Source organism: Pseudomonas sp. KBN10P06128 (assembly GCF_037574945.1).
Lineage (GTDB): Bacteria > Pseudomonadota > Gammaproteobacteria > Pseudomonadales > Pseudomonadaceae > Pseudomonas > Pseudomonas aeruginosa.
The window spans coordinates 2,446,224-2,466,585 of the sequence record NZ_JBBELR010000001.1 but is presented as its reverse complement, the minus strand read 5'-3'; the positions used below and the strand labels follow the sequence as shown (position 1 = coordinate 2,466,585).

General features: G+C 67.4%; 21 protein-coding genes. 7 read left to right on the top strand and 14 right to left on the bottom strand.

Translation table 11 applies throughout. The features are described from left to right. The first annotated feature begins 92 nt into the window (after positions 1-92). The gene (locus VQ065_RS11765; protein WP_003086853.1) at positions 93-1,004 is read left to right on the top strand and encodes a LysR family transcriptional regulator; all 912 of its coding nucleotides are present in this window, start codon (positions 93-95) and stop codon (positions 1,002-1,004) included. A 50-nt stretch (positions 1,005-1,054) separates the two neighbouring features. On the opposite strand, the gene phnX is transcribed toward VQ065_RS11765, so the two are convergent. Beyond that, positions 1,055-1,882, bottom strand: a complete 828-nt coding sequence (gene phnX, locus VQ065_RS11760) for a phosphonoacetaldehyde hydrolase (RefSeq protein ID WP_003086852.1) — start codon at positions 1,880-1,882, stop codon at positions 1,055-1,057. Between the two features lie 35 nt (positions 1,883-1,917). After that, positions 1,918-3,033, bottom strand: a complete 1,116-nt coding sequence (phnW, locus tag VQ065_RS11755; RefSeq protein ID WP_003086851.1) for a 2-aminoethylphosphonate--pyruvate transaminase — start codon at positions 3,031-3,033, stop codon at positions 1,918-1,920. A gap of 167 nt (positions 3,034-3,200) precedes the next feature. On the opposite strand from phnW, the gene VQ065_RS11750 reads away from it, so the two are divergent. Further along, positions 3,201-4,061 carry a LysR substrate-binding domain-containing protein gene (locus tag VQ065_RS11750; protein ID WP_003109262.1) on the top strand — a complete coding sequence of 287 codons (861 nt, stop codon included), beginning with the start codon at positions 3,201-3,203 and terminating at the stop codon, positions 4,059-4,061. A gap of 9 nt (positions 4,062-4,070) precedes the next feature. Here VQ065_RS11750 and VQ065_RS11745 read toward each other — a convergent pair whose 3' ends face one another. From VQ065_RS11745 to VQ065_RS11730, 4 genes are all read right to left on the bottom strand, one after another. Then, positions 4,071-4,595: a DUF2937 family protein gene (locus VQ065_RS11745; protein ID WP_003086848.1), complete on the bottom strand. Its 525-nt coding sequence runs from the start codon at positions 4,593-4,595 to the stop codon at positions 4,071-4,073. 26 nt (positions 4,596-4,621) lie between these two features. Beyond that, positions 4,622-5,395 (bottom strand): class II glutamine amidotransferase, encoded by a 774-nt coding sequence (locus VQ065_RS11740; RefSeq protein WP_003082680.1) that lies wholly within the window; start codon positions 5,393-5,395, stop codon positions 4,622-4,624. Positions 5,396-5,398: 3 nt separating this feature from the next. After that, the gene (locus tag VQ065_RS11735) at positions 5,399-5,860 is read right to left on the bottom strand and encodes an HIT family protein (protein WP_003086845.1); all 462 of its coding nucleotides are present in this window, start codon (positions 5,858-5,860) and stop codon (positions 5,399-5,401) included. Between the two features lie 63 nt (positions 5,861-5,923). After that, complete coding sequence (locus tag VQ065_RS11730; RefSeq protein WP_003086834.1) at positions 5,924-6,397, bottom strand: hypothetical protein; 474 nt, start codon at positions 6,395-6,397, stop codon at positions 5,924-5,926. A gap of 148 nt (positions 6,398-6,545) precedes the next feature. Between VQ065_RS11730 and VQ065_RS11725 the strand changes: the two genes are divergently transcribed. After that, positions 6,546-8,597, top strand: coding sequence for a S9 family peptidase (locus VQ065_RS11725; protein WP_340080404.1), 2,052 nt, complete (start codon positions 6,546-6,548; stop codon positions 8,595-8,597). Between the two features lie 76 nt (positions 8,598-8,673). Further along, a complete protein-coding gene (gene lepB, locus VQ065_RS11720) occupies positions 8,674-9,213 on the top strand; it encodes a signal peptidase I (protein WP_023098699.1) in 540 nt (179 codons plus the stop codon). Positions 9,214-9,219: 6 nt separating this feature from the next. Here the strand turns inward: lepB and hxuC are convergent, their stop codons facing one another. The 5 genes from hxuC to VQ065_RS11695 form a co-directional block, all read right to left on the bottom strand. Next, positions 9,220-11,775, bottom strand: coding sequence for a heme receptor HxuC (gene hxuC, locus VQ065_RS11715; protein ID WP_014603684.1), 2,556 nt, complete (start codon positions 11,773-11,775; stop codon positions 9,220-9,222). 128 nt (positions 11,776-11,903) lie between these two features. Continuing rightward, a complete protein-coding gene (locus VQ065_RS11710; protein ID WP_003086822.1) occupies positions 11,904-12,887 on the bottom strand; it encodes a FecR family protein in 984 nt (327 codons plus the stop codon). Continuing rightward, positions 12,884-13,411 carry an RNA polymerase sigma factor gene (locus VQ065_RS11705; protein WP_003082669.1) on the bottom strand — a complete coding sequence of 176 codons (528 nt, stop codon included), beginning with the start codon at positions 13,409-13,411 and terminating at the stop codon, positions 12,884-12,886. The genes VQ065_RS11710 and VQ065_RS11705 overlap by 4 nt, the downstream gene beginning before the upstream one ends. 149 nt (positions 13,412-13,560) lie before the next feature. Beyond that, positions 13,561-14,010: a YcgN family cysteine cluster protein gene (locus VQ065_RS11700; RefSeq protein ID WP_003082662.1), complete on the bottom strand. Its 450-nt coding sequence runs from the start codon at positions 14,008-14,010 to the stop codon at positions 13,561-13,563. Between the two features lie 76 nt (positions 14,011-14,086). Beyond that, positions 14,087-14,362 carry a metal/formaldehyde-sensitive transcriptional repressor gene (locus VQ065_RS11695; RefSeq protein WP_003086819.1) on the bottom strand — a complete coding sequence of 92 codons (276 nt, stop codon included), beginning with the start codon at positions 14,360-14,362 and terminating at the stop codon, positions 14,087-14,089. Positions 14,363-14,429: 67 nt separating this feature from the next. Between VQ065_RS11695 and aitP the strand changes: the two genes are divergently transcribed. After that, positions 14,430-15,392 (top strand): CDF family iron/cobalt efflux transporter AitP, encoded by a 963-nt coding sequence (gene aitP / locus VQ065_RS11690; RefSeq protein ID WP_023101411.1) that lies wholly within the window; start codon positions 14,430-14,432, stop codon positions 15,390-15,392. 11 nt (positions 15,393-15,403) lie between these two features. Here aitP and VQ065_RS11685 read toward each other — a convergent pair whose 3' ends face one another. The 3 genes from VQ065_RS11685 to rnd form a co-directional block, all read right to left on the bottom strand. Next, a complete protein-coding gene (locus tag VQ065_RS11685) occupies positions 15,404-16,336 on the bottom strand; it encodes a D-2-hydroxyacid dehydrogenase (protein ID WP_003086815.1) in 933 nt (310 codons plus the stop codon). Between the two features lie 254 nt (positions 16,337-16,590). Further along, on the bottom strand, positions 16,591-16,884 hold the full coding sequence (locus VQ065_RS11680; RefSeq protein WP_003082651.1) for a YcgL domain-containing protein: 294 nt from the start codon (positions 16,882-16,884) through the stop codon (positions 16,591-16,593). Continuing rightward, entirely contained in the window at positions 16,881-18,005 is a 1,125-nt protein-coding gene (rnd, locus tag VQ065_RS11675) for a ribonuclease D (protein WP_003086813.1), read from the bottom strand. The genes VQ065_RS11680 and rnd overlap by 4 nt, the downstream gene beginning before the upstream one ends. A gap of 140 nt (positions 18,006-18,145) precedes the next feature. Between rnd and VQ065_RS11670 the strand changes: the two genes are divergently transcribed. Then, a complete protein-coding gene (locus VQ065_RS11670) occupies positions 18,146-19,207 on the top strand; it encodes an SMP-30/gluconolactonase/LRE family protein (protein ID WP_003082649.1) in 1,062 nt (353 codons plus the stop codon). 300 nt (positions 19,208-19,507) lie between these two features. Then, positions 19,508-20,362 carry a sulfurtransferase gene (locus VQ065_RS11665; RefSeq protein ID WP_003086808.1) on the top strand — a complete coding sequence of 285 codons (855 nt, stop codon included), beginning with the start codon at positions 19,508-19,510 and terminating at the stop codon, positions 20,360-20,362.

Here is a 20,362-nt window from a genome sequence, read left to right as displayed (position 1 = left end):
TTGCCGGGGAGCATAGCGAGGCGCTCGCGCTATCTGGAGAGGCTAATCGCGCATAGACTGTCAAATCGAATTTGACAATAGGGTCGCCTTCCATGGTCAGCCTCGACCGCTTCGAAACCTTTCGCGCCGTGGTCGACTGCGGTTCCCTCAGCGCCGCCGCCGACACCCTCGGCCAGACGCGTGCGGTAGTCAGCTTCAACCTCAAGCGGCTGGAGGCCGAGCTGGGCGTTTCTCTGCTCAGCCGCAGCACCCGGCGGATGGCCCTGACCGATGCTGGCGAATGCTTCTACCAGCGCTGCGTGAAGGTGCTCGACGAGGCGCGCCTGGCCATCGACGACGCCCGCGCCGAGCATGGCGAACTGCGTGGCAGCCTGCGCGTCACCACCACCCAGGAATACGGCCTGCGCCAACTGGTGCCGGCCCTGCAGGCATTCGCCCGGCTGCACCCGGCGTTGCAGGTACAATTGTCGACCTCATCGCTGCATGCCGACCTGATTGGCGAACGCTTCGACGTCGCGATCCGCCTGGGGCGCCTGGAGGACTCCACCCACCATGCGGTGCAACTGGCCAGCTTCGAGGTCCTGGCGGTGGCCAGCCCGGCCTGCCTGGCGGCGCTCGGCGAACCGCCGCCGACCGACCTGGAGAGTCTGGAGCGCCTGCAGAATCTCGGTCACAGCCGGCTGGCGGACTCCCTGCCCTGGCAAGTACGCGCCCCCGACGGCGCCCTGCGCAGCTACCGCGGACCGCGCCATCCCATGCTGCTGGCCGACAACGCCGCGGCCCTGCGCGCCTTTGCCCTCGACGGCCTGGGTATCGCCGTGCTGCCGGACTGGCTGGTGCAGGCCGACTTGCGCTGCGGCGCACTGCAACGCCTGCTGGCGGACCACGGGTTTCCGCTCCAGGGCGTGCATGCCGTTTATCCGCCGACCCGCCACCTGCCGTCGAAGGTCCGCGCGTTCATCGACTTCCTCAAGACTCGCCTGGGGCACCCGGACGCCGGTTAGAAAACCGAGGCCGCCGCGGTTGCCCGCGGCGGCCTCGGCACAGACGTGGCTCAGTTACCCTGCGGCATCTCGCCGCGCGCCAGGCGCGCATTGATGTCGCGGACCACCGCTGGCAGCTCGGCGATGGTCTCGATCAGGTAGTGCGGACGCGAACCTTCGAACATCTGTTCGATACGCGTCCGCTCGCGCTCCAGTTCGGCCGCCGGCAGCGCCTTGTACTGCTCGTAGGTGAGGCCCAGGGCATTGCCCGAGCAGGTCAGCGCCACCGTCCACATCCCGGCGCGGCGCCCTTCGAGGATACCCGGCCAGGTGTCGTCGACCTTCACGCAGGCCGCCACATCGTCGATCCCCAGGGCGATCACGTTGGCCAGCGCCTGGGCCGGCCATGGCCGGCCGTTGGGCACTTCGTCGGTGGCCACCACGTGGTCGGCGACGTAGCCGTTGGTCTCGGCCAGGGCTACCACCTTCTCCATCACCAGCGCCGGGTAGCCGGAACAGGAACCGATCTTCAGGCCCATCCCGCGGAGTTCGGCGATCGCCTGCAGGGCGCCGGGGATCAGCGCCGAATGTTCGGCGATCTTTTCGATCTGCAGCGGCATGAAGCGCTCGTAGATGGCGGTGACATCGTCGTCGCTGGGCAGGCGGCCGAAGACGGCGCGGTAGCGCTCGGCGATCGCCGGGATGTCGCAGAGGGTGCGGATGTGGTCCCACTTGCCCATTCCCATCGGACCGCGCGCTTCCTCCAGGCTGACCTGGACGCCGAATTCGGCGAAGGCCTCGACGAAGATCTGGGTCGGCGCGAAGGAGCCGAAATCGACCACGGTTCCCGCCCAGTCGAGGATGGCGGCCTGGAGGGTGGCTGGCTGGTTGTAATTCATTGTCGTGAACCCTTTTCTGCTCGTTGTCGTTCAGTTCAGATCTCGAGGACTTCCAGTTCGCGCAGCGCCTCGCCGATGGCGGCGACCGCCTGCCGCATCTCCGCGGCGTCGACGTGGCCGATGCAGCCGACGCGGAAGGTTTCCACCTGGGTCAACTTGCCCGGATAGAGGATGAAGCCCTTCTCCCGCACGCGTTGGTAGAAGTCGGCGAAGCGGTAGCGCGGATCGCGCGGCGCGTGGAAGGTAACGATGATCGGCGCCTGGATTTCCGCCGGCAGGAAGCTGCGGAAACCGAGCCGGGCCATCTCGCCGAGCAGCGTTTCGCAATTGCTCGCGTAGCGCCGCTGGCGCGCCGGCAGGCCGCCCTCCTCTTCGTACTGGCTGAGCGCTTCGTGCAGGGCGGCGACCACATGGGTCGGCGGGGTGAAGCGCCACTGCCCGGTCTTGCGCATGTAGGCGTGCTGGTCCTGCAGGTCCATGGCCAGGGAGTGGCAGTTGCCGGCGCTGGCTTCCAGGGCGGCGCTGCGGGCGAAGACGAAGCCCATCCCGGGGACGCCCTCCAGGCACTTGCCGGAGGCGGCGATCAAGGCATCGAACGGAACTTTCCGGGCATCGATCCCGATCGCCCCGAAGGAGCTCATGGCATCGACGATCAGGCGCTTGCCGTGACGCTCGACGACCTTGGCGATGGCCTCGAGCGGATTGAGGATGCCGGTGCTGGTCTCGCAGTGGATCAGCGCCACATGGCTGATCGCCGGATCGGCGGCCAGCAGGCGCTCGACGTCAGCGGCGGTGGTCGGCACGTTCTCTTCGGTCTCGAAGGTGCTGAAGGGCCGTTGCAGGACCTCGCAGATCTTCGCCAGGCGCTTGCCGTAGGCACCGTTGATCAACACCAGGACCTTGCCGTCGCGCGGCACCAGGGTGCCGATCGCCGCTTCCACGGCGAAGGTGCCGCTGCCCTGCAACGGTACGCAGGTGTGGCTGCCTTCGCCGCCGACGATCTTCAGCAGGCGCTGGCAGACGCTGGCGGTGAGTTCGTTGAAATCGCTGTCCCAGGAGCCCCAGTCGACCATCATCGCCCGACGGGTACGGTAGGAGGTGGTCAGCGGACCGGGGGTCAGCAGGATGGGTGCGCGTTCGGCAGTGCTCATGCTCATTTCCTCTGCGGGAATCGGCGAAAGAAACCGGATCGGGCTTCGCGGCCCGGGCGGTCGTTCCGCGCCGGCGTTCCGGGGAAGCCTGGAGACATAAGGTGAGCGCCGCGCTACTATCGTTCAAATTGTTTGTTCCGATGCCAGCCATAAGCCAGGCCGATACCATGAATCTCTTCCAGCTCCGCGCCTTCGACGCCGTCGCCCGCGAAGGCAGTTTCACCCGCGCCGCCGAGCGCCTGTGCATCAGCCAGCCGGCGGTGACCGGACACGTCAAGGCACTCGAGGAGCACTACCAGGTCACCCTGTTCCGACGCACCGCCCGGCGCATCGAACTGACCGAGGAAGGCTCGCGCCTGGTGGCGATCACACGCACCCTGTTCGCCCTGGAGGAAGAAGCCGAGGCCCTGCTCGACGCCAATCGACAATTGGTCTCCGGCCGCCTCGAGGTCGCCGCCGACGGCCCGCACCTGGTGATGCCAATGCTCGCCCGGCTGCGCGCGAGCTATCCGGGAATCACCGTCAACCTGCGCCTGGGCAACGCCCAGGAAACCCTCGCGGCGCTGCTCAGCGAACACGTCGACGTCGCCGTGCTGACCGAGGTCGAGGCGCGTCCCGGGCTGTTCCTGGAGGAGTTGGTGAATTCGCGCATCTGCGCCCTGCTGCCTCGCCAGCATCCCTGGTGCGAACGCAGCGAAGGCGTACCGCTGGAAGAACTCGACCAGCAGATCATGGTGCTGCGCGAACCCGGCTCGATCACCCGCCGCACCTTCGACCGCGCCTGCGCCAGCCAGGGCGTGCAGCCGCGGGTGCTGCTGGAGCTGGACAGCCGGGAAGCGGTGACCGAAGCGGTGGCCGCCGAACTGGGCGTCGGCGTGGTGTCTTCCCTGGAGGTCGGCAACGATCCGCGGGTTCGCGCGGTGCCGCTGGTCGGTCCCGAGCTGACCAACTGCCACCTGATCGGCTGCCTGGAGAAGCGCCGCGGCCTGCGGGTGATCAGGGCGTTCCTGGAACTGGCGGCGGCCTGAGTCGCGCCGTCAGCTCCAGTGACGCTCGCGGGTGCGGCGGTCTTCGCCGAAGCCGAACAGCGAGGCCAGCGAATACACGATCAGCTCGGCGATCCAGGCGACCAGCAAGGCGCAGCCCAGGCCCCAGGCGATCACCTCGGGCTTGAGCAGGACCTGGTAGCTGTAGCTGGCATAGGTTTCCATCAGCAACTCATGGTTCGGTGCGCGCAGCATGTGCCAGGCGCGGGCGTACCAGGGCCCCTGCATGGCCTGCCACTCGGCGTCGAGCATGCGCGCGCGGCGCATCAGGCGGTCGAGGTTCTCGCCGTCGCGCTGGAACACCGGATCGCTGTTGCTGCGGTAATGCCTGACCAGTTCCTCCAGGCTGCCGTTGAAGAACTGCCCGGCGGTCTGCTGGAAGCCCTGGATGTTCTGCGCGGCCTCCAGGCGATGGGCGTCGACGCGTTTGGCGTAGTCGTCGATGAAGCCGGGCACCTGCACCCCGAGCAGCAGGCCCAGGGTGAACAGCACCAGTCTCAGGTAACTGCGGAACATGCGCTCTCCTCGTCCACGGCGGCGATTCAGACCCGCCCCTTGGCCAACACCTCGCCGCCCCACCAGAGGACCCACTCGCCGCTCTGCTGCAAGGTCCAGTTCTCGTTGTCGGTGAGCGGCTCGGTGGCGATCACCGTGACCACGTCGTCCGGCGTGGTTTCCGCATGGAAGTCCACGGTCAGGTCGGCATCCTTCAACCGTGCCGGGCCGAACGGCGCGCGGCGGGTAATGTAGGCGAGTTTGCTGGAGCAGAAGGTGAACAGCCAGTCGCCGTCGCTGATCAGGGCATTGAACACGCCTTTCTTGCGATATTCGTCACAGGCCGAGATCAGCACCGGCAACAGCACCTCCACCGGCACCGGCTCGGGGAAAGCCCGGCGCACGCGGTTCAGCAGGTCGCAGAAGGCCGCCTCGCTGTCGGTCTCGCCGACCGGGCGGTAGAAGCCGGGCTTGGGCTGGAAGTCGGCCAGTTGGCCATTGTGCGCGAAGGTCCAGTAGCGCCCGCCGAGTTCGCGGATGAAGGGGTGGGTGTTGCTCAGCCCGACCTTGCCGACGTTGGCCTGGCGGATGTGCCCGATGACCGTCTCGCTCTTGATCGGGAAGCGCTGCACCAGCCGCGCCACCTCCGAATCGACGCTCGCCAGCGGGTCCTGGAACAGCCGCACGCCGCGTCCTTCGTAGAAGGCGATGCCCCAACCGTCGCGGTGCGGGCCGGTGCCGCCGCCGCGCTGCATCAGTCCGGTGAAGCTGAAGACGATGTCCGTCGGGACGTTGGCGCTCATGCCCAATAGTTCACACATGGCTCAAACCTCCCTGAGCAAGGCTGTACGTAGTAGTTCTCCTTCCCGCTGCAGACGCGCCTGCAGGCTCGCGCGACCGATCGGCAGGAAACGGGTCAGGGCGCGCCAGAGCAGTCGCGGCAGGTCGCCGCGACGCCGGGGAATCAGATGCAGATGCAGGTGCGCCACGTGCTGGTTGGCCGCCACGCCATCGTTGAGCAACAGGTTGATGCCTTCCACGCCGAAACCGGCCCGGCGCAACGCGCGACCGGTACGCTCGGCGAGCGCCGGGAGGGCGTCGCGGGCGGCGGCGGAAAGATCGCTCAGGTGCGGGGCGTGCTCGCGGGCTACGATCAGCACGTGCGCCGGTCGCAGCGGAAAGATGTCCAGCAGGACGATGAAATGCTCGTCCTCGAAGAGTCTGTGCGCCGGCTCGCGGCCACCCGCTATGGCGCAGAACACGCAATCCATGGGAAATCCCGACATAGGCCTCGCCTCATGCTGAACGCCTGCCGGGCGTAGTGCAAGAATGGATTTCGTCGCGAAAGGCTACAGGCGCGGCTCGATGCGCATGCGCCGGTCGCCGTGCTCGTCGGTGCGGGTGTCGACGTCCGGCATCAACTCGGGCTGCATCATCTGCCGCAGGGTCGGCTCGTCCTCGGCATCCTGCGACGGATGCCGGCGATTCTTCCAGGCCCGCTCCAGCGGCCAGCGGATGGCGGCGATCAGCAGGTACAGGCCGAAACCCAGCAGCGCCACCAGGGCCAGGTCGGAGACCGCGCGCCAGGCGTTGTTGCCGACCTTGAACACGACGTCCAGCGCGGTGATCGCGATGGCCGGGGCGTAGAGGTCGTTCTGCGGGTCCACCGGAGTCGGCGTGAACAGCAGGATGAAGACGATCAGCCGCAGGGGTTCGCGCAGCCAGCGCCACATCCAGCCGGTCATCAGCCAGAACACCAGCATCAGGCCGAGTCCGGCGATGGCGTAGGCGCCCCAGGCGATCAGATAGTCTTGTTCATTCATGCGGCGTGCGTGGCGATAGCGGTGATGGGGGGCTTATGATAGCCGCTTTTGCATGCCGACGCGCCTACCCACCGATGACGGGCGCCGCGCCGCCAGTTTTATTCAGATTTCCCGGCCTCGCGCATGGCCGGACCGACGAGGATTCCCGATGCCCCATCCGCAGCCCCCCATCGCCCGCCGCGACGCCGGACGCGACCCCTACGCCTGGCTGGAGGAGCGCGACGCCCCGGAGGTGCTCGACTACCTGAAGGCCGAGAACGCCTACCTGGATAGCGAACTGGCCGACCAGGCCGGGTTGCGCGAGACCCTGTTCGAGGAGATCAGGGGACGCATCCGCGAGACCGACCTGTCGTTGCCCAGTCCCTGGGGTCCGTGGCTGTACTACCAGCGCACCACCGCCGGCGCTGAATACCCGCGCCACTACCGCTGCCCACGTCCGGCGGACGGCAGCCTGGCGGTCGACGAAGGCGCCGAGCAACTGTTGCTCGATCCCAACCAGTTGGCCGACGGCGGCTTCCTCTCCCTCGGCGCCTTCAGCATCAGCCCCGACCAGAGTCTGCTGGCCTACAGCCTGGACACCAGCGGCGACGAGATCTACCGCCTGTTCGTCAAGGATCTCGCCAGCGGCGCGGTGCAGGCCCTGCCCTTCGACGACTGCGACGGCAGCCTGACCTGGGCCAACGACAACCGCACGCTGTTCTTCGGCGAGCTGGACGACACCCACCGCCCGCACAAGCTCTATCGCCACCGCCTGGGCGAGGCCGGCGCCGAGCTGGTGTTCGAGGAAGGCGACGGGCGCTTCTTCCTGCACTGCTACCGCTCCAGCTCGGAACGCCAGCTGATCCTCCTGCTCAACAGCAAGACCACCAGCGAGGCCTGGGTGCTCGACGCCGACCAGCCGCAGGGACCGTTCCGTTGCCTGGCGCCGCGCGAAGAAGGCCACGAGTACTACCCCGACCACGGTCGCCTCGACGGCCGGGGCCTGTGGCTGATCCGCAGCAACCAGGCGGGGATCAACTTCGCCCTCTACCAGGCCGAGGAGTCGCGGCCGACTCGCGAGCACTGGCAACTGCGCGTGGCCCACGACCCGCAGCGGACCCTGGAAGATGTCAGCCTGAACGCCGAGGCGGTGATCCTCGGCCTGCGCGACGGCGGCCTGCCGGTGATCGAGGTGCAACCGCAGGGCCTGCCGGCCTACCGCGTGCAGTTGCCGGACGCCGCCTACAGCCTCTACGTGCAGGACAGCCTGGAATTCGACAGCCCCTGCGTGCGACTGCGCTACGAGGCCCTGAACCGTCCGGCGCAGGTACGCCAGCTGAACCTCGCCGATGGCACGCAGACCGTCCTCAAGCAGACCCCGGTGGAAGGCCCCTTCGACGCCGACGCCTACGCCAGCCGGCGCATCTGGGCCAGCAGCGGCGACGGCACGCAGGTGCCGGTCAGCCTGGTGGCGCGCAAGGAAGTCCTCGACAGCATCGCCGCCGGGCGCCCCGCGCCGCTCTATCTCTATGGCTACGGCGCCTACGGGCATAGCCTCGATCCCTGGTTCTCCCACGCCCGCCTGAGCCTGCTCGAACGCGGCTTCGTCTTCGCCATCGCCCATGTCCGTGGCGGCGGCGAACTGGGCGAAGCCTGGTACCGGGCCGGCAAGCTGGAACACAAGCAGAACAGCTTCGACGACTTCATCGCCTGCGCCGAGCACCTGCTCGCCGAGGGCTACTGCCGTCCCGAGGGCCTCGCCATCAGCGGCGGCAGCGCCGGCGGGCTGTTGATCGGCGCGGTGCTCAACCAGCGCCCGCAACTGTTCGGCGCGGCGATCGCCGAGGTGCCGTTCGTCGACGTGCTGAACAGCATGCTCAATCCGGACCTGCCGCTGACCGTCACCGAATACGACGAGTGGGGCAACCCGCAGGAGCCCGAGGTGCATGCGCGGATCGCCGCCTACGCGCCCTACGAGAACGTCAGGGCCCAGGACTACCCGCACCTGCTGGTGGTCGCCGGCTACAACGACAGCCGCGTGCAGTACTGGGAAGCCGCCAAGTGGGTGGCGAAACTGCGGGCGACCAGGACCGACGCCAACCTGCTGTTGCTCAAGACCGACCTCGGCGCCGGCCACGGCGGCATGAGCGGCCGCTACCAGGGGCTGAAGGACGTGGCGCTGGAATACGCCTTCCTGCTCAAGGTCCTCGGCCTGGTATGACGACCGCGGGGGCCGGCGACGCCGGCCTTCCGCCACGAAAAAGGGAACCTTCGTGAAACGACGCTTCTGGCCCGCCATGGGCCTGCTCGCCGCGATCATGCTGGCCGTCTACCTGGCGAATCCGTTCGGCACCGCCAGTCTCGACCCGCGCGCGCGGCTCCTCGGCGTGGCGCTGTACAAGATCCCTTCGCGCTCGATGGAACCGACCTTGCAACAGGGCGACTTCATCCTCGCCAACGCCGCGCGCTACGCCTTCGCCGAACCGCAGGTCGGCGACCTGGTGGTGTTCCGCTTCCCGCCGCAGCGCAGCATCGCCTATGTGAAGCGCATCGCCGGGATACCCGGCGATCGCGTGCGGATCGATGGCGGCCGGCTCTACGTCAATGACCACCAGGTGACCGAGCCCTACCTGGCGCAGCAGGCGCTGCGCCAGCCGGACTCCCTGCGCATGGCCGAGCGGACCGTCCCCGCCGGCCACTACTTCATGCTCGGCGACAACCGCGACAACTCCAACGACAGCCGCTACTGGGGCTACGTACCGCGCGCCGACCTGGTCGGCCGGGTGTTCGTCGTCTGGTATGCCGAGGACACCCGGCGCATCGGTTCGGTGCGCTGACGCCCCTCAGAAGAACTGGGTGACGCTGATCTTGGCGTTGCGTCCCTGGCTGTAGACCAGGTCGCCGCCCAGCGGCTGGCGATAGGAGCGGTTGAACAGGTTGTCCACGGTGAAGTCGATGCGGGTGTCCTTCAGGCCCAGCTTGGCCGGGACCCACTCGGCGAACAGCCGATGGGTGTCGTAGCTGTCGTTGGCCGCGTGATCCCAGTAGATATCGCCGGAACCGGTACCCATCCCGCCGCTGTAGCGATCGCTGGGCAGGCGGTCGGTCTTGCGCACGAACTCGCCCTGCCAGCCGAGCTTGGCGTCCCATTCCGGAACCTTCAGGCCGAGCATGGCCACCCACTTCGGCGGCGGGATGTCGCGCGCCCACACGTTCGGTCCCCAGGGATTGCTGTAGGCACCATCGTGCTTGCCGGTCATCCACGAGTAGGACAGGCTGCCGAACAGCCGCTGGCTGTCGTAGAAGCTCTCGATTTCGAAGCCCTTGATGGTCAGGCCCGGCAGGTTGCGGTAGTTGCTCAGCGGCAGCATGTCGCCGCAGCTACCGCCGATACTACCGTTGTCGATCGACTGCTGGCGGCAGCCGACGCTGCGGGTGCGGAATATCTCGTCCTTGATGCGGTTCTGGAACAACGTGGTGCGGATCTGCAGGCTGTCGCCGGCGACCAGCAGGTCCGGCAGGTTGATCACGCTGCCGCCACGGATCGCATGGATGCGCTCGGCGTCCAGGTCGCGGCTGCTGCCGCCGATGGTCGAACTGTTCTGCACTTCGTACTGTTCGTCGATCACCGGCGCTCGCCAAGTCTCGGTGTAGTCGGCGAAGAACGCCAGGTTCGGCGTCGCGGTCCAGAACACCGACAGCCGCGGCGACCAGCCGGAGTAGGTCTGGGCGCGATAGTCATGGCCGAGCTTGGGATTGTCGTAGATCGGCGCCAGGTTGGCCTGGCCGTCGTTGCGCACGCTGTCGAAGCGCATCGATGGAGTGACGGTCAGGCTGCCGTAGGTGATCGCGTCCTGGATGTAGAAGCTCTGCGTGTCCTGCTTGCCGGCCGGCATGAATGCCGGTTGCAGCCAGCCGTAGTTGTAGCGCGGGGTCTCATAGGTCTTGCCCGGCATGTGCATGAGGATGTCGCGCTTGTGCTTGTGCAGCGCCGCGCCCAGGGTCAGCTCGTGCTGTAGCGCTCCGGTATCGAAACGGCTGGTGTTGCGCAGTTCCAGGACCTTGTCCTGGTACTCGGTACGCATCCGCTTGCCGCCGGTGGCGAGCTGGTAGAAGGCGGTGTCCTCGCGACGGTCGAGTTGCTCGGTGCGGGCGTCGGAATAGCTCAGTTGCAGGTCGATCCAGGGGTTGTCCAGCGGATGGTAGTTGTACTTGCCGGTCCAGGTGGTGTCGGTGGTATCGCGGTGGGCCAGCAGGCGGGTCAGGCCCAGCTCGTAGCCGTAACGGTCGATGGTCCACTGGCTCGGCGGGGTCGGGTAGCTGCTGGCGGAGAACGGCGTCCAGCGCGAGCTTTTCGAGCGCAGGTAGGTGAAGCCCAGGTCGTGCTCCTCGGTGGGGTGCAGGTTGAGCTTGAACAGGCCGGTCTTCTCGTCCTGGGCGCTGTTGGGCAGGCGCTTGGGGTTGATCGGGTAGTCGGTGGGCGACAGCGGCAGGTTGTCGGCCAGCTTCATGTCGCGGCCGTCGCGGCCGTTGAGGTAGAGCAGGGCATCGACGCGGCGGTCTTCGCTGCGACCGAACACGGCGCCGGAGTAGATCTTCTGCTGGTCGTTGGAGTGATAGCCGTACTTGAGCATGGCGCCGACGTCGCGGCCTTCGCGCAGCAGGTCCGGCGCGTCCTTGGTCTCCATGTGCACGGTGCCGCCGAAGCCGCCATTGCCGGTGAACACCGAGTGCGGCCCCTTCTCCACCTCGATGCGCTTGATCATTTCCGGTTCGATGAACACGGTGCCTTGCTGGTAACGCTCGAAGCCGCTCTTCTGCGCGCCGTCCAGGGTATAGGGCACGTCCTCGGCGTCACCCAGGCCCCAGATGTTGGTGGTCTGTCCGCCCGGCTTGGGCGAGCCGCCCATGGTCACTCCGGGCAGGGTCTGCAGCAGGCTGGGGATGTTGTCCGCCTGCTGGCGTTCGATATCCCGCCGGGTCAGGGTCGAACGGCCGACGTTGCTGGCGTCCACTTCGCGACCGTTGCCGACGATGGTCTGCGCGTCCAGTTGCAGTGCGTTGTCGCTGTAGGCGTCGACCTGGCGCTGGCGCACCACGTAGCCGCCGCCCGCCTCCACCAGCTCCAGCTCGGAACCGACCAGCAACCGCTCCAGCGCCTCGCGCACCCCGTAGCTGCCGCTCAGCGCCGGAGCGCGCAGGCCCCGCAGGAGCGACTCGTCGAACAGCACCTGGACCTGCGCCTGCTGCGCCAGGCGCGACAGCGAGGCGGCCAGCGGCTGCGCCGGCAGGTCGAAGCGTCGTTCGGCAGCGCTGGCGCCGGCGGCCCACAACGCGGCGCCGAGCACGGCGGCGGAACACAGCGGGCGCCAGGCGGCGCGGGTGAAAGGCAAGGTCATGCTGGAACTCTCCCCAAGTGACTGCTGGATGTCGCCGGCAGCGGCGACGGACAGCAGAGAAGACGCAGCAGGGAGAAAAACCCACATATGCGAATGAAAAATATTTTCATTAATGCTGACGACGCGCCTCAGCGCGCCAGGATCAGCACCTCACCGCCAGCCTGCGGCTGTACCCGCACCGGCAATAGCGCCGGCAGAGCGAGGAGAAAATCGTCGGGGCGGGCGATCCGCACCGTACCGGAGACCCGCTTGTCGGCAAGCCGGGGATCTCCCAGGCGGATCGGCGCGGCACGATAGCGCGACAGTTCCTCCACCAGTTCGCCCAGCGGCTTGTCGCGGAACACCAGTTGCCCATCGCGCCAACTGGCGACCTGCTCCGGCGCCACATGGCCGAGTTCCAGGCGCTGGTCGGCGAGGTCCAGGCGCGCGCTGTCGCCAGCCAGCAGCACATGTTCGGCATCCTTCTCCAGGGACGGCTGCAACGCCACGCGCCCCTGTTTCACCGCCACGGCGAGGGCCTGCGCGTTGCGCCGGACGCTGAACTGGGTACCGAGTACGGTGACCCGGCTGTCGCCGCTGCCGACCCGGAACGGCCGGGCCGGATCGTGGCTGACCACGAAGAACACCTCGCCTTTCTTCAACAGCACGTCGCGGGTGCGCTCGGCGTAACGCACCTGCACTTGGGTATCGACGTCGAGGAACAGCTTCGAGCCGTCCGCCAGGACCACCTCGCGCTGCTCGCCAGGCGCCGTGCCGTAGGCGAGGTTCGGCCCGAGCGACTGGTCGCGCCAGAACAGGGTGGCGACGAGCAGCGCGCAGAACACGAAGAACGCCGCCGCCAGCGCCCGGGGCAGGCGCCAGGCCGGCACCGGTTCGGGAATATCGTCCAGCGCCGGGCGCGGCAGGCCGTCGAATTCGCGCCAGAGCCGCTCCATGCCCTCGAGCGCTTCGCGATGGCGCGGATCGGCGCATAGCCAATCCTCCAGCTCGGCCCGGCAGGCAGCGCTGAAATGCCCGGAACGACGCCGGCTGAACCAGTAGGCGGCGCGGTGATCGATGTCCTCTTCGGTTTCGTCGGCGAACAGCGGTTCCAGTCGTTCCAGCGGCTTCATCCTTCGCCTCCCTGGCCAAGCCGCCGCTTGCAGTGCAGCAAGGCGCTGGCGATGTGCTTTTCCACCATGCTCAGGGAGATTCCCATGCGCTCGGCCACTTCGACCTGGGACAGGCCGTCGAACTTGTGCAGGACGAACGCTTCGCGCCGCCGCGGCGGCAGCTCGGCCAGCGCGGCCGCCAGGTGGCTGAGGCGCTGCTGCTGTTCGAAACGCTCGCCCGGCCCGGCCGCCTCGCCTTCCAGCGCGGCGGGTTCGTCGTTCGCCGCCGGCCGGTCGAGATCCTGGCCGCGGCTCTGCTGCCGGCGCCAATGGTCGCGCAACAAGTTGCGGGCGATCTGGAAAAGAAATGCGCGCGGCTGCTCGACCGATTGCCGGCCCGGCCATTTCAGCCACTGGGCGAAAGTATCCTGGGCGAGGTCGGCGGCGTCCGCCGAACTGCCCAGGTGCTTGCGCAGGAAGCGCAGCAACTCGCCATGGAACGCCTGATAGGCATGCGAGACGGAACCACGGAAGCGCTCATCCATCCGTGCATCCTCCGGCGGCGCCCCCCGCGCCGTTGACCCGCTGCAACACCTCGCCTCCCCGCTTCCGTCGGATACGGAAGTCCCTTCGCAAATATGCGAATGATAATACATATCATTTCACAAGGTAAGGAAGTGCGACGGACGCGAGCTCAGCCGGCGCGGAAGATCAGGTAGTCCTCCCAGTCGTCCTCGGCCACCTGGGTCTCGCTGAGCATGCGCCCGGACTGGGAAATGCGTTCCTTGTGGACCCGCTCCGGGTCGCCGCAGACCAGGTGGTGCCAGAGCGGCAGGTCCTTGCCTTCGGCAACCAGGCGATAGCCGCAGGTCGGCGGCAACCACTGGAACTCGTCGGCCTGCGCCGGGGTGAGCTGGATGCAGTCGGGGACGAAACGGATGCGCTCGGCGTAGTTGGTGCAGCGGCAGCTTTGCAGGTCGAGCAGCTTGCAGGCGATACGCGTGTAGTAGACGCTGCCGTCGTCCTCGTCCTCGAGCTTCTGCAGGCAGCACAGGCCGCAACCGTCGCACAGCGACTCCCACTCGTCCTGGTCGAGTTGGGCGAGGGTCTTGCGTTTCCAGAAGGGTTCGACTTTGGCGGCCATGGCATCGGGGGCTGGTGAAAAGGCGCGATAGTCTAGTCCCCCGCCCCTTCCAGGCCAAGCACCGGCCGGCACATGACTACTTCAGGTAGGAGCGCAGCGCGGTCACCACCAGCTCCAGGTCTTCGCGACGCTGCTCCGCGCTCGCCTGCTCGGTGCCGAGGTGTTCGCGGATGTGCCCCTCCAGCACTTCGTTCATCAGGCCGTTCACCGCACCGCGGATCGCCGCGATCTGCTGCAGCACTGCCGCGCATTCGCTGCCCTCTTCCAGCGCCTGCTCCAGCGCCCGGGTCTGCCCGGCGATGCGGCGCACCCGCGCCAGGAGCTTCTTCTTCCCATGGATGGTATGGGCCACCGCTCTCTCCTCAAGGTAATATACTGGGGTATAGTATATTTTCGACGTCTCGACAGGACAGTAGCCAATGCCCGGCACCCCGACTACCCGGCCCCTGCGCCACTCCCATCGGTTCGACCAGGGCAACCCGCTGGCCGAGCGCAACACGCGCTGGGCGGTATTGCTCACCGCCTGCATGATGGTCGCGGAAATCGCCGGCGGCTGGCTGTTCAACTCCATGGCCCTGCTTGCCGACGGCTGGCACATGAGTTCCCATGCCCTGGCCCTGGGTCTTGCGATACTCGCCTACGGCGCCGCACGGCGCTATGCCAACGACCCGCGCTTCAGCTTCGGTACCTGGAAGATCGAGGTGCTCGGCAGCTACACCAGCGCCCTGCTGCTTCTGCTGGTGGCCGGGCTGATGCTCTATCAGTCGGTCGAACGCCTGCTCGACCCCAGCCCGATCCACTACCAGCAGGCGATGCTGGTCGCCGCGCTCGGCCTGCTGGTCAACCTCGCCTGCGCCTGGCTGCTGCGCGACGGCCATGCCCACCACGGGCACGGCCACTCGCACCACGACCACGACCACGACCACGACCATCATGCCCACGGACACGACCTGAATCTGCGCGCCGCCTACCTGCACGTGCTGGCGGATGCCGCCACCTCGCTGCTGGCGATCGTCGCGCTGGCCGGCGGCCTGCTGTGGAACGCGGCCTGGCTGGACCCGCTGATGGGTATCGTCGGCGCGGTACTGGTCAGTGTCTGGGCATGCGGCCTGATCCGGCAGAGCAGCCGGGTATTGCTGGATGCGCAGATGGACGCGCCGGTGGCTGCGGAAATCCGCGCGGCGATCGCCAGCAGCCCGCTGCCGGCGGAACTGCTCGACCTGCACCTATGGCAGGTCGGCCAGGGCAGGTACGCCTGCCTGCTGAGTCTGCTGACCACCGAGGAAGGCAGCGCCGACTACTTCAAGCGCCGCCTGGCCGAGCATGAGGAACTGGTGCACATCACCGTCGAGGTGAATCCGCTGCTCCCGCTCGCCGCCTGAGGGAACGCGGCTCAGTAGCCGCGAGCGAAGTCCACCTCGCCACGCATGGCGGTGCCCGCCCAGAAGCGCGCGAGGTTGTCGCGGAACAGTTCGACCATCGCCCCCGGCAGGGTCGGCGCGGCGGTGTGGCCGGTCAGCAAGAGGCGCGGGGTATGCCAGAACAGGTGATTGGCCGGCAGCGGCTCTTCGCGGCAGACGTCGATCACCGCGCCGGCCAGCTGGTTGTTCTCCAGTGCTGCCACCAGGTCGGCGTCCACCACCGCGACGCCACGCCCGGCGTTGATGAACAGCGCCGTGGATTTGAGCCGGGCGAACAGCGCACGGTCGTAGATGTCGTGGGTATCGGGGGTGTCGGGCAGCAGGTTGATCAGGTAGTCGGCCGTCTCCACCAGGCGACCGAGGTCGTCGAGCGAGCCCATGCGGTTGAACGGCACCAGCGAACGCGGATTCTTCGCCACCCCGGTCAGGTCCATGCCGAAGCCGGACAGGGTATGCGCCACCGCCTGGCCGATCTCCCCGGTACCCACGATCACCGCCTGCCGGCCACGCAACCCGCCAGGCGTGCGGCTATCCCATTGCGAACCGACCTGGCTGGCCAGCCGGCCGAGGAACTGGCGCTCGTGGGCGAGCATGTAGGTCAGCAGGTATTCGCTCATCACCTGGCCGAAGATGCCTACCGCGCGTGTCAGGCTGTAATCCTTCGGCAGGTCGGCGGCCAGCAGTGGCGTGATGCCCGCCCAGGTCGACTGCACCCAGACCGGATGCACGCCCTGGCGCAGCATCTGCGCCACCAGGTCGGGCTGGCCGAGCCAGATCGAGCACTCGCTGGCGGCGTCGATGAGTTGCAGGGGGTCGTCCCCCGCCACCACCTTCAGGCTGGGGTCGGCCGCCATCAGCAGCGCGGCATAGAGAGCGTGGTCACGTTCGAGAATCAGCAAGCGCATGGGTCACACTGCCAAGCCGGACAAGGGCTGGCGATCAGGCCGGAGAATATTGTTCTTTCATGCATCACGGCTCCTGGAGGGAAGCCCTCGAGAGCAGCAGGATTGGCGCTGGTAGACCACGGTCGCTGCCAGGGGTTCCGCTATCGTGCGACATCTTGCGGACATCATGCACCGAAGGCGCAGCCTTGCACAGAGCGGGTTTCACGTCGTGAAAGTGGCGCCGGTAAGCCGGCGCCAGCGGGGTACGGCTCGCGTCAGAGCGGGTCGTTCATGCGCAGCAACTCTTCCGGGAGATGCTCGATGTACTCTTCTTCGCCCGGCGGCATCTGCAGGTGGAAGCCCTGCTTCTCGATGTTCTCCAGGACCTTGGCGACATCCTCGCGGGCCAGTTGGCGCTCGGGGGTGAGCAGCAGGTCGAAGACATGTTGCGGCGCGCCGAACGGCACCAGCAGGGCCTCGGGCACGCGGCTCAACGCCTCGCGCTTGTCGACGTAGAGGTACATCTCGTTCTTGCGCGGGCTCTTGTAAACGGAACAGATTCGTTTCATGCGCTCTCCAGGGCGTCCAGCAGGGCCTGGCCCATGCGTTCGCGGCGCCAGCCGCGGAGGGAATCGGGTAGTTCGTAGGGACCGTCGGGATAGCCGCTCTTGAGCAGTGCCTCGAGGATCTTCTTGCGCAGCATCAGCTCGGGCGCCATGCCCAGGGTCTCCGCTTCGCGCTGGCCGATGGCGCGCAGGCTCTTGAGCAGCGGGGTGACCTCCGGCGGCAGCGGCTCGGGCAGCGCCTCGGGCCATTCGCTCTGCGGCAGGCGCGCAGCCTGGGCGATCAGTTCGATGAGGAAGTCGCCGTCCTGGCGCACGGTGCGCGGATGCATGTCCTCGATCGCCGCCAGGTCGGTCTTGTTCTTCGGCAGCAGGCGCGCCAGCGGCCACAGGGTGCGTTCGCGCAGCACGTGGTTGCGCGGCCGGTTGCGCAGGCGTGCCTGCTCCTCGCGCCAGGCGCAGAGTTCGCGGAGCACCGCCAGTTGCTGCGGACGCAGCCGCCAACCCAGCTTGACCTCGCGGTAGGCCTCGCGCGGATCGCTCTCGCGGCAGAGGTTGGCGACCAGTTCGGCGCCGTCCTCCAGCAGCCAGGCGCGTTTCTCCTCGCTCAGCCGCGCATCCAGGGCCAGGTAGACCTGGGCGAGGTGCTGGACGTCGTCGGCGGCGTAGCGCATCTGCATCTCGGTGAGCGGCCGTTGCAACCAGTCGGAACGGGTCTCGTCCTTGGGCAGGTCGATGTCCAGCACCTCCTTCACCAGCTTCGAATAGCCCATCGAATGGGCCATGCCGAGATAGGCGGCGGCCAACTGCGTATCGAACAGCGGCACCGGCAGGCTGCCGGTGAGGCGCAGGAACACCTCAAGGTCTTCGCTACAGGCGTGCAGCACCTTCACCACCCGCTCGTCTTCGAGCAGTTCGGCGAAGGGACTCCAGTCCTGGATCAGCAGCGGATCGATCAGCCACTCCTGCCGGCCATCGCCCACCTGCACCAGACCGGCCGCGGGATAGAAGGTATCGACGCGCATGAACTCGGTATCGAGCGCGAGGTACGGCTGTGTGCGCCATTCCCGGCATTGCTGCGCCAGGCTGGCATCATCGCGGATCCACTGGATTTCGGGCGCGGTCACGAACATCTCCTTGGTCAAGTGCGGCGCATTATATAGAGCCTCGCGCCCTGCGAGCATTCCGCTCGGCACCGCGCTTGCCGATGAACGTAGCGAATGTCCATACTCCGCCCCTTGTCCGACAATCCGAACAAGGGAACTGCATGAAGAAGCTCAGCGGAATAATCGTCCTCCTGCTGGCTGGCGCGGCTCTTTACCTGGCCCTGAAGACCAGCCCGATCGACCCGCTCGCCTGGGATGCCCCGGCCGCTCCGCAGATGACCGGGGTCCTCGAACCCAACGACACCCTGATGAAGGCCGAGCTGCTTGGCCAGGGCCAACTGCACGGCCCCGAGGACACCGCCGTGGACAGCCAGGGCCGCGTCTATGCCGGTCTCGCCGACGGCCGCGTGGTACGCCTGGATGCCAGCGGCAAGGTCGAGACCTTCGTCGACACCGGCGGCCGCCCGCTGGGCATGGACTTCGATGCCGCCGGCAACCTGATCCTCGCCGACGCCTGGAAAGGCCTGCTGCGCATCGATCCGCAGGGCAAGGTGGAAACCCTCGCCACCGAGGCCGACGGCGTCCCCTTCGCCTTCACCGACGACCTCGACATCGCCAGCGACGGCCGCATCTACTTCAGCGACGCTTCCAGCAAGTTCCATCAGCCCGACTACATCCTCGACCTGCTCGAGGCCCGACCGCACGGCCGCCTGCTGCGCTACGACCCGTCCACCGGCAAGACCGAGGTGCTGCTCAAGGACCTGTACTTCGCCAATGGCGTGGCACTCTCGGCAAACGAGGACTTCGTACTGGTCAACGAGACCTACCGCTATCGCATCACCCGCTACTGGCTGAAAGGCGAGAAGGCCGGCCAGCACGAGGTGTTCATCGACAACCTGCCGGGCTTGCCGGACAACCTCCAGGGCGACCGCAAAGGTACCTTCTGGGTGGCCCTGCCGACCCCGCGCAAGGCCGACGCCGACTTCCTCCACCGGCATCCCTGGTTGAAGGCGCAGCTGGCCAAGCTGCCGCGCATGTTCCTGCCCAAGCCGACCGCCTACGGGCTGGTCATCGCCATCGACGAACAGGGCAGGATCGTCCGCAGCCTGCACGACACCAGCGGCCACCACCTGCGCATGATCACCTCGGCGAAGCCGGTGGGCGACCAGCTCTACTTCGGCAGCCTGGAAAATGACCGGATCGGCCGCCTGGCGATCCCCTGAGAGAAACGAGGCGAAAAAAAGCCCGGCGCAAGCGCCGGGCCAAGCCAATCGGACAAGCGTTCCGAGGGATAGAACACAGGAGCGGATACCTCGGAACGTGCCGATTCTGCATGTCTGGACAAATACCTCGCTGCCGGGCGAGGCTGATGACCGAGTAAGAATCTTCCCCGCCTGGAGCCGGCCCTTTCCTTTCGCCATTTCTCCGCCGCGCCGCGCGACGCCGGGATGACGCGACGCGGTCCAAGGGGCATGATCCACCCATCCGCCACCGGCTTTGCTTCCCGACCCAAGGAGTCCGCGATGTCGTCTGCCCAACTGCTGACCGCGCAACAACTGGCCGCCCGCCTCAGCGAACCCGACCTGCTGGTCCTCGACTGCCGTTTCGCCCTCGAAGACCCGGCCTACGGCGCCCGCGTCTATCAGGAAAACCACATTCCCGGCGCGCATTTCGCCGATCTCGAACGGGATCTTTCCGCTCCCGTGCGCAAGGGCGTGACCGGCCGCCATCCGCTGCCGGATCCCGCCGAACTGCTGCTCAAACTACGGGCCTGGGGCCTGCGCCAGGACAGCCAGGTAGTGCTCTACGACGACGGCCCCGGCGCGTTCGCCGCCCGCGCCTGGTGGCTGTTGCATTGGCTGGGCAAGCGCGACGGGGTCTACCTCCTCGACGGCGGCCTGGCGGCCTGGAAGGCTGCGGGGCTGGCACTGACCAATGGCGAAAGCAGTCTTCGACCCGGCGATTTCCAGGGCCAGCCCGATGCCTCGCTGCTGATCGACGCCGCCACCCTCCAGGCCCAACTGGGCCAACCCGGCCTGGCACTGCTCGACGCTCGCGCGCAGCCGCGCTTCCGTGGCGAAGTCGAGCCCATAGATCCAGTCGCCGGGCACATTCCCGGCGCCCAGTGCGCCGCCTTCACCGACAACCTCGGCAGCGACGGCCGCTTCCTTCCGCCGGAACAATTGCACCAGCGTTTCTCCGCCCTGCTGCGCGGTCGCCCGGTGGACGAGCTGGTCGCCTACTGCGGCTCCGGCGTCACCGCCTGCCACAACCTGTTCGCCCTGAGCCTCGCCGGCTTCCCGCTTCCGCGCCTCTACGCCGGCTCGTGGAGCGAGTGGATCACCGACCCGCACCGCCCGGTCGCCACCGGCGACTGA

What these genes read in the sequence shown, in the direction of transcription:
- VQ065_RS11765 (WP_003086853.1), top strand. Translation starts at nt 93, where the DNA reads ATGGTCAGCCTCGACCGCTTCGAAACCTTTCGCGCCGTGGTCGACTGC.
- phnX (WP_003086852.1), bottom strand. Translation starts at nt 1,882, where the DNA reads ATGAATTACAACCAGCCAGCCACCCTCCAGGCCGCCATCCTCGACTGG.
- phnW (WP_003086851.1), bottom strand. Translation starts at nt 3,033, where the DNA reads ATGAGCACTGCCGAACGCGCACCCATCCTGCTGACCCCCGGTCCGCTG.
- VQ065_RS11750 (WP_003109262.1), top strand. Translation starts at nt 3,201, where the DNA reads ATGAATCTCTTCCAGCTCCGCGCCTTCGACGCCGTCGCCCGCGAAGGC.
- VQ065_RS11745 (WP_003086848.1), bottom strand. Translation starts at nt 4,595, where the DNA reads ATGTTCCGCAGTTACCTGAGACTGGTGCTGTTCACCCTGGGCCTGCTG.
- VQ065_RS11740 (WP_003082680.1), bottom strand. Translation starts at nt 5,395, where the DNA reads ATGTGTGAACTATTGGGCATGAGCGCCAACGTCCCGACGGACATCGTC.
- VQ065_RS11735 (WP_003086845.1), bottom strand. Translation starts at nt 5,860, where the DNA reads ATGTCGGGATTTCCCATGGATTGCGTGTTCTGCGCCATAGCGGGTGGC.
- VQ065_RS11730 (WP_003086834.1), bottom strand. Translation starts at nt 6,397, where the DNA reads ATGAATGAACAAGACTATCTGATCGCCTGGGGCGCCTACGCCATCGCC.
- VQ065_RS11725 (WP_340080404.1), top strand. Translation starts at nt 6,546, where the DNA reads ATGCCCCATCCGCAGCCCCCCATCGCCCGCCGCGACGCCGGACGCGAC.
- lepB (WP_023098699.1), top strand. Translation starts at nt 8,674, where the DNA reads ATGGGCCTGCTCGCCGCGATCATGCTGGCCGTCTACCTGGCGAATCCG.
- hxuC (WP_014603684.1), bottom strand. Translation starts at nt 11,775, where the DNA reads ATGACCTTGCCTTTCACCCGCGCCGCCTGGCGCCCGCTGTGTTCCGCC.
- VQ065_RS11710 (WP_003086822.1), bottom strand. Translation starts at nt 12,887, where the DNA reads ATGAAGCCGCTGGAACGACTGGAACCGCTGTTCGCCGACGAAACCGAA.
- VQ065_RS11705 (WP_003082669.1), bottom strand. Translation starts at nt 13,411, where the DNA reads ATGGATGAGCGCTTCCGTGGTTCCGTCTCGCATGCCTATCAGGCGTTC.
- VQ065_RS11700 (WP_003082662.1), bottom strand. Translation starts at nt 14,010, where the DNA reads ATGGCCGCCAAAGTCGAACCCTTCTGGAAACGCAAGACCCTCGCCCAA.
- aitP (WP_023101411.1), top strand. Translation starts at nt 14,430, where the DNA reads ATGCCCGGCACCCCGACTACCCGGCCCCTGCGCCACTCCCATCGGTTC.
- VQ065_RS11685 (WP_003086815.1), bottom strand. Translation starts at nt 16,336, where the DNA reads ATGCGCTTGCTGATTCTCGAACGTGACCACGCTCTCTATGCCGCGCTG.
- VQ065_RS11680 (WP_003082651.1), bottom strand. Translation starts at nt 16,884, where the DNA reads ATGAAACGAATCTGTTCCGTTTACAAGAGCCCGCGCAAGAACGAGATG.
- VQ065_RS11670 (WP_003082649.1), top strand. Translation starts at nt 18,146, where the DNA reads ATGAAGAAGCTCAGCGGAATAATCGTCCTCCTGCTGGCTGGCGCGGCT.
- VQ065_RS11665 (WP_003086808.1), top strand. Translation starts at nt 19,508, where the DNA reads ATGTCGTCTGCCCAACTGCTGACCGCGCAACAACTGGCCGCCCGCCTC.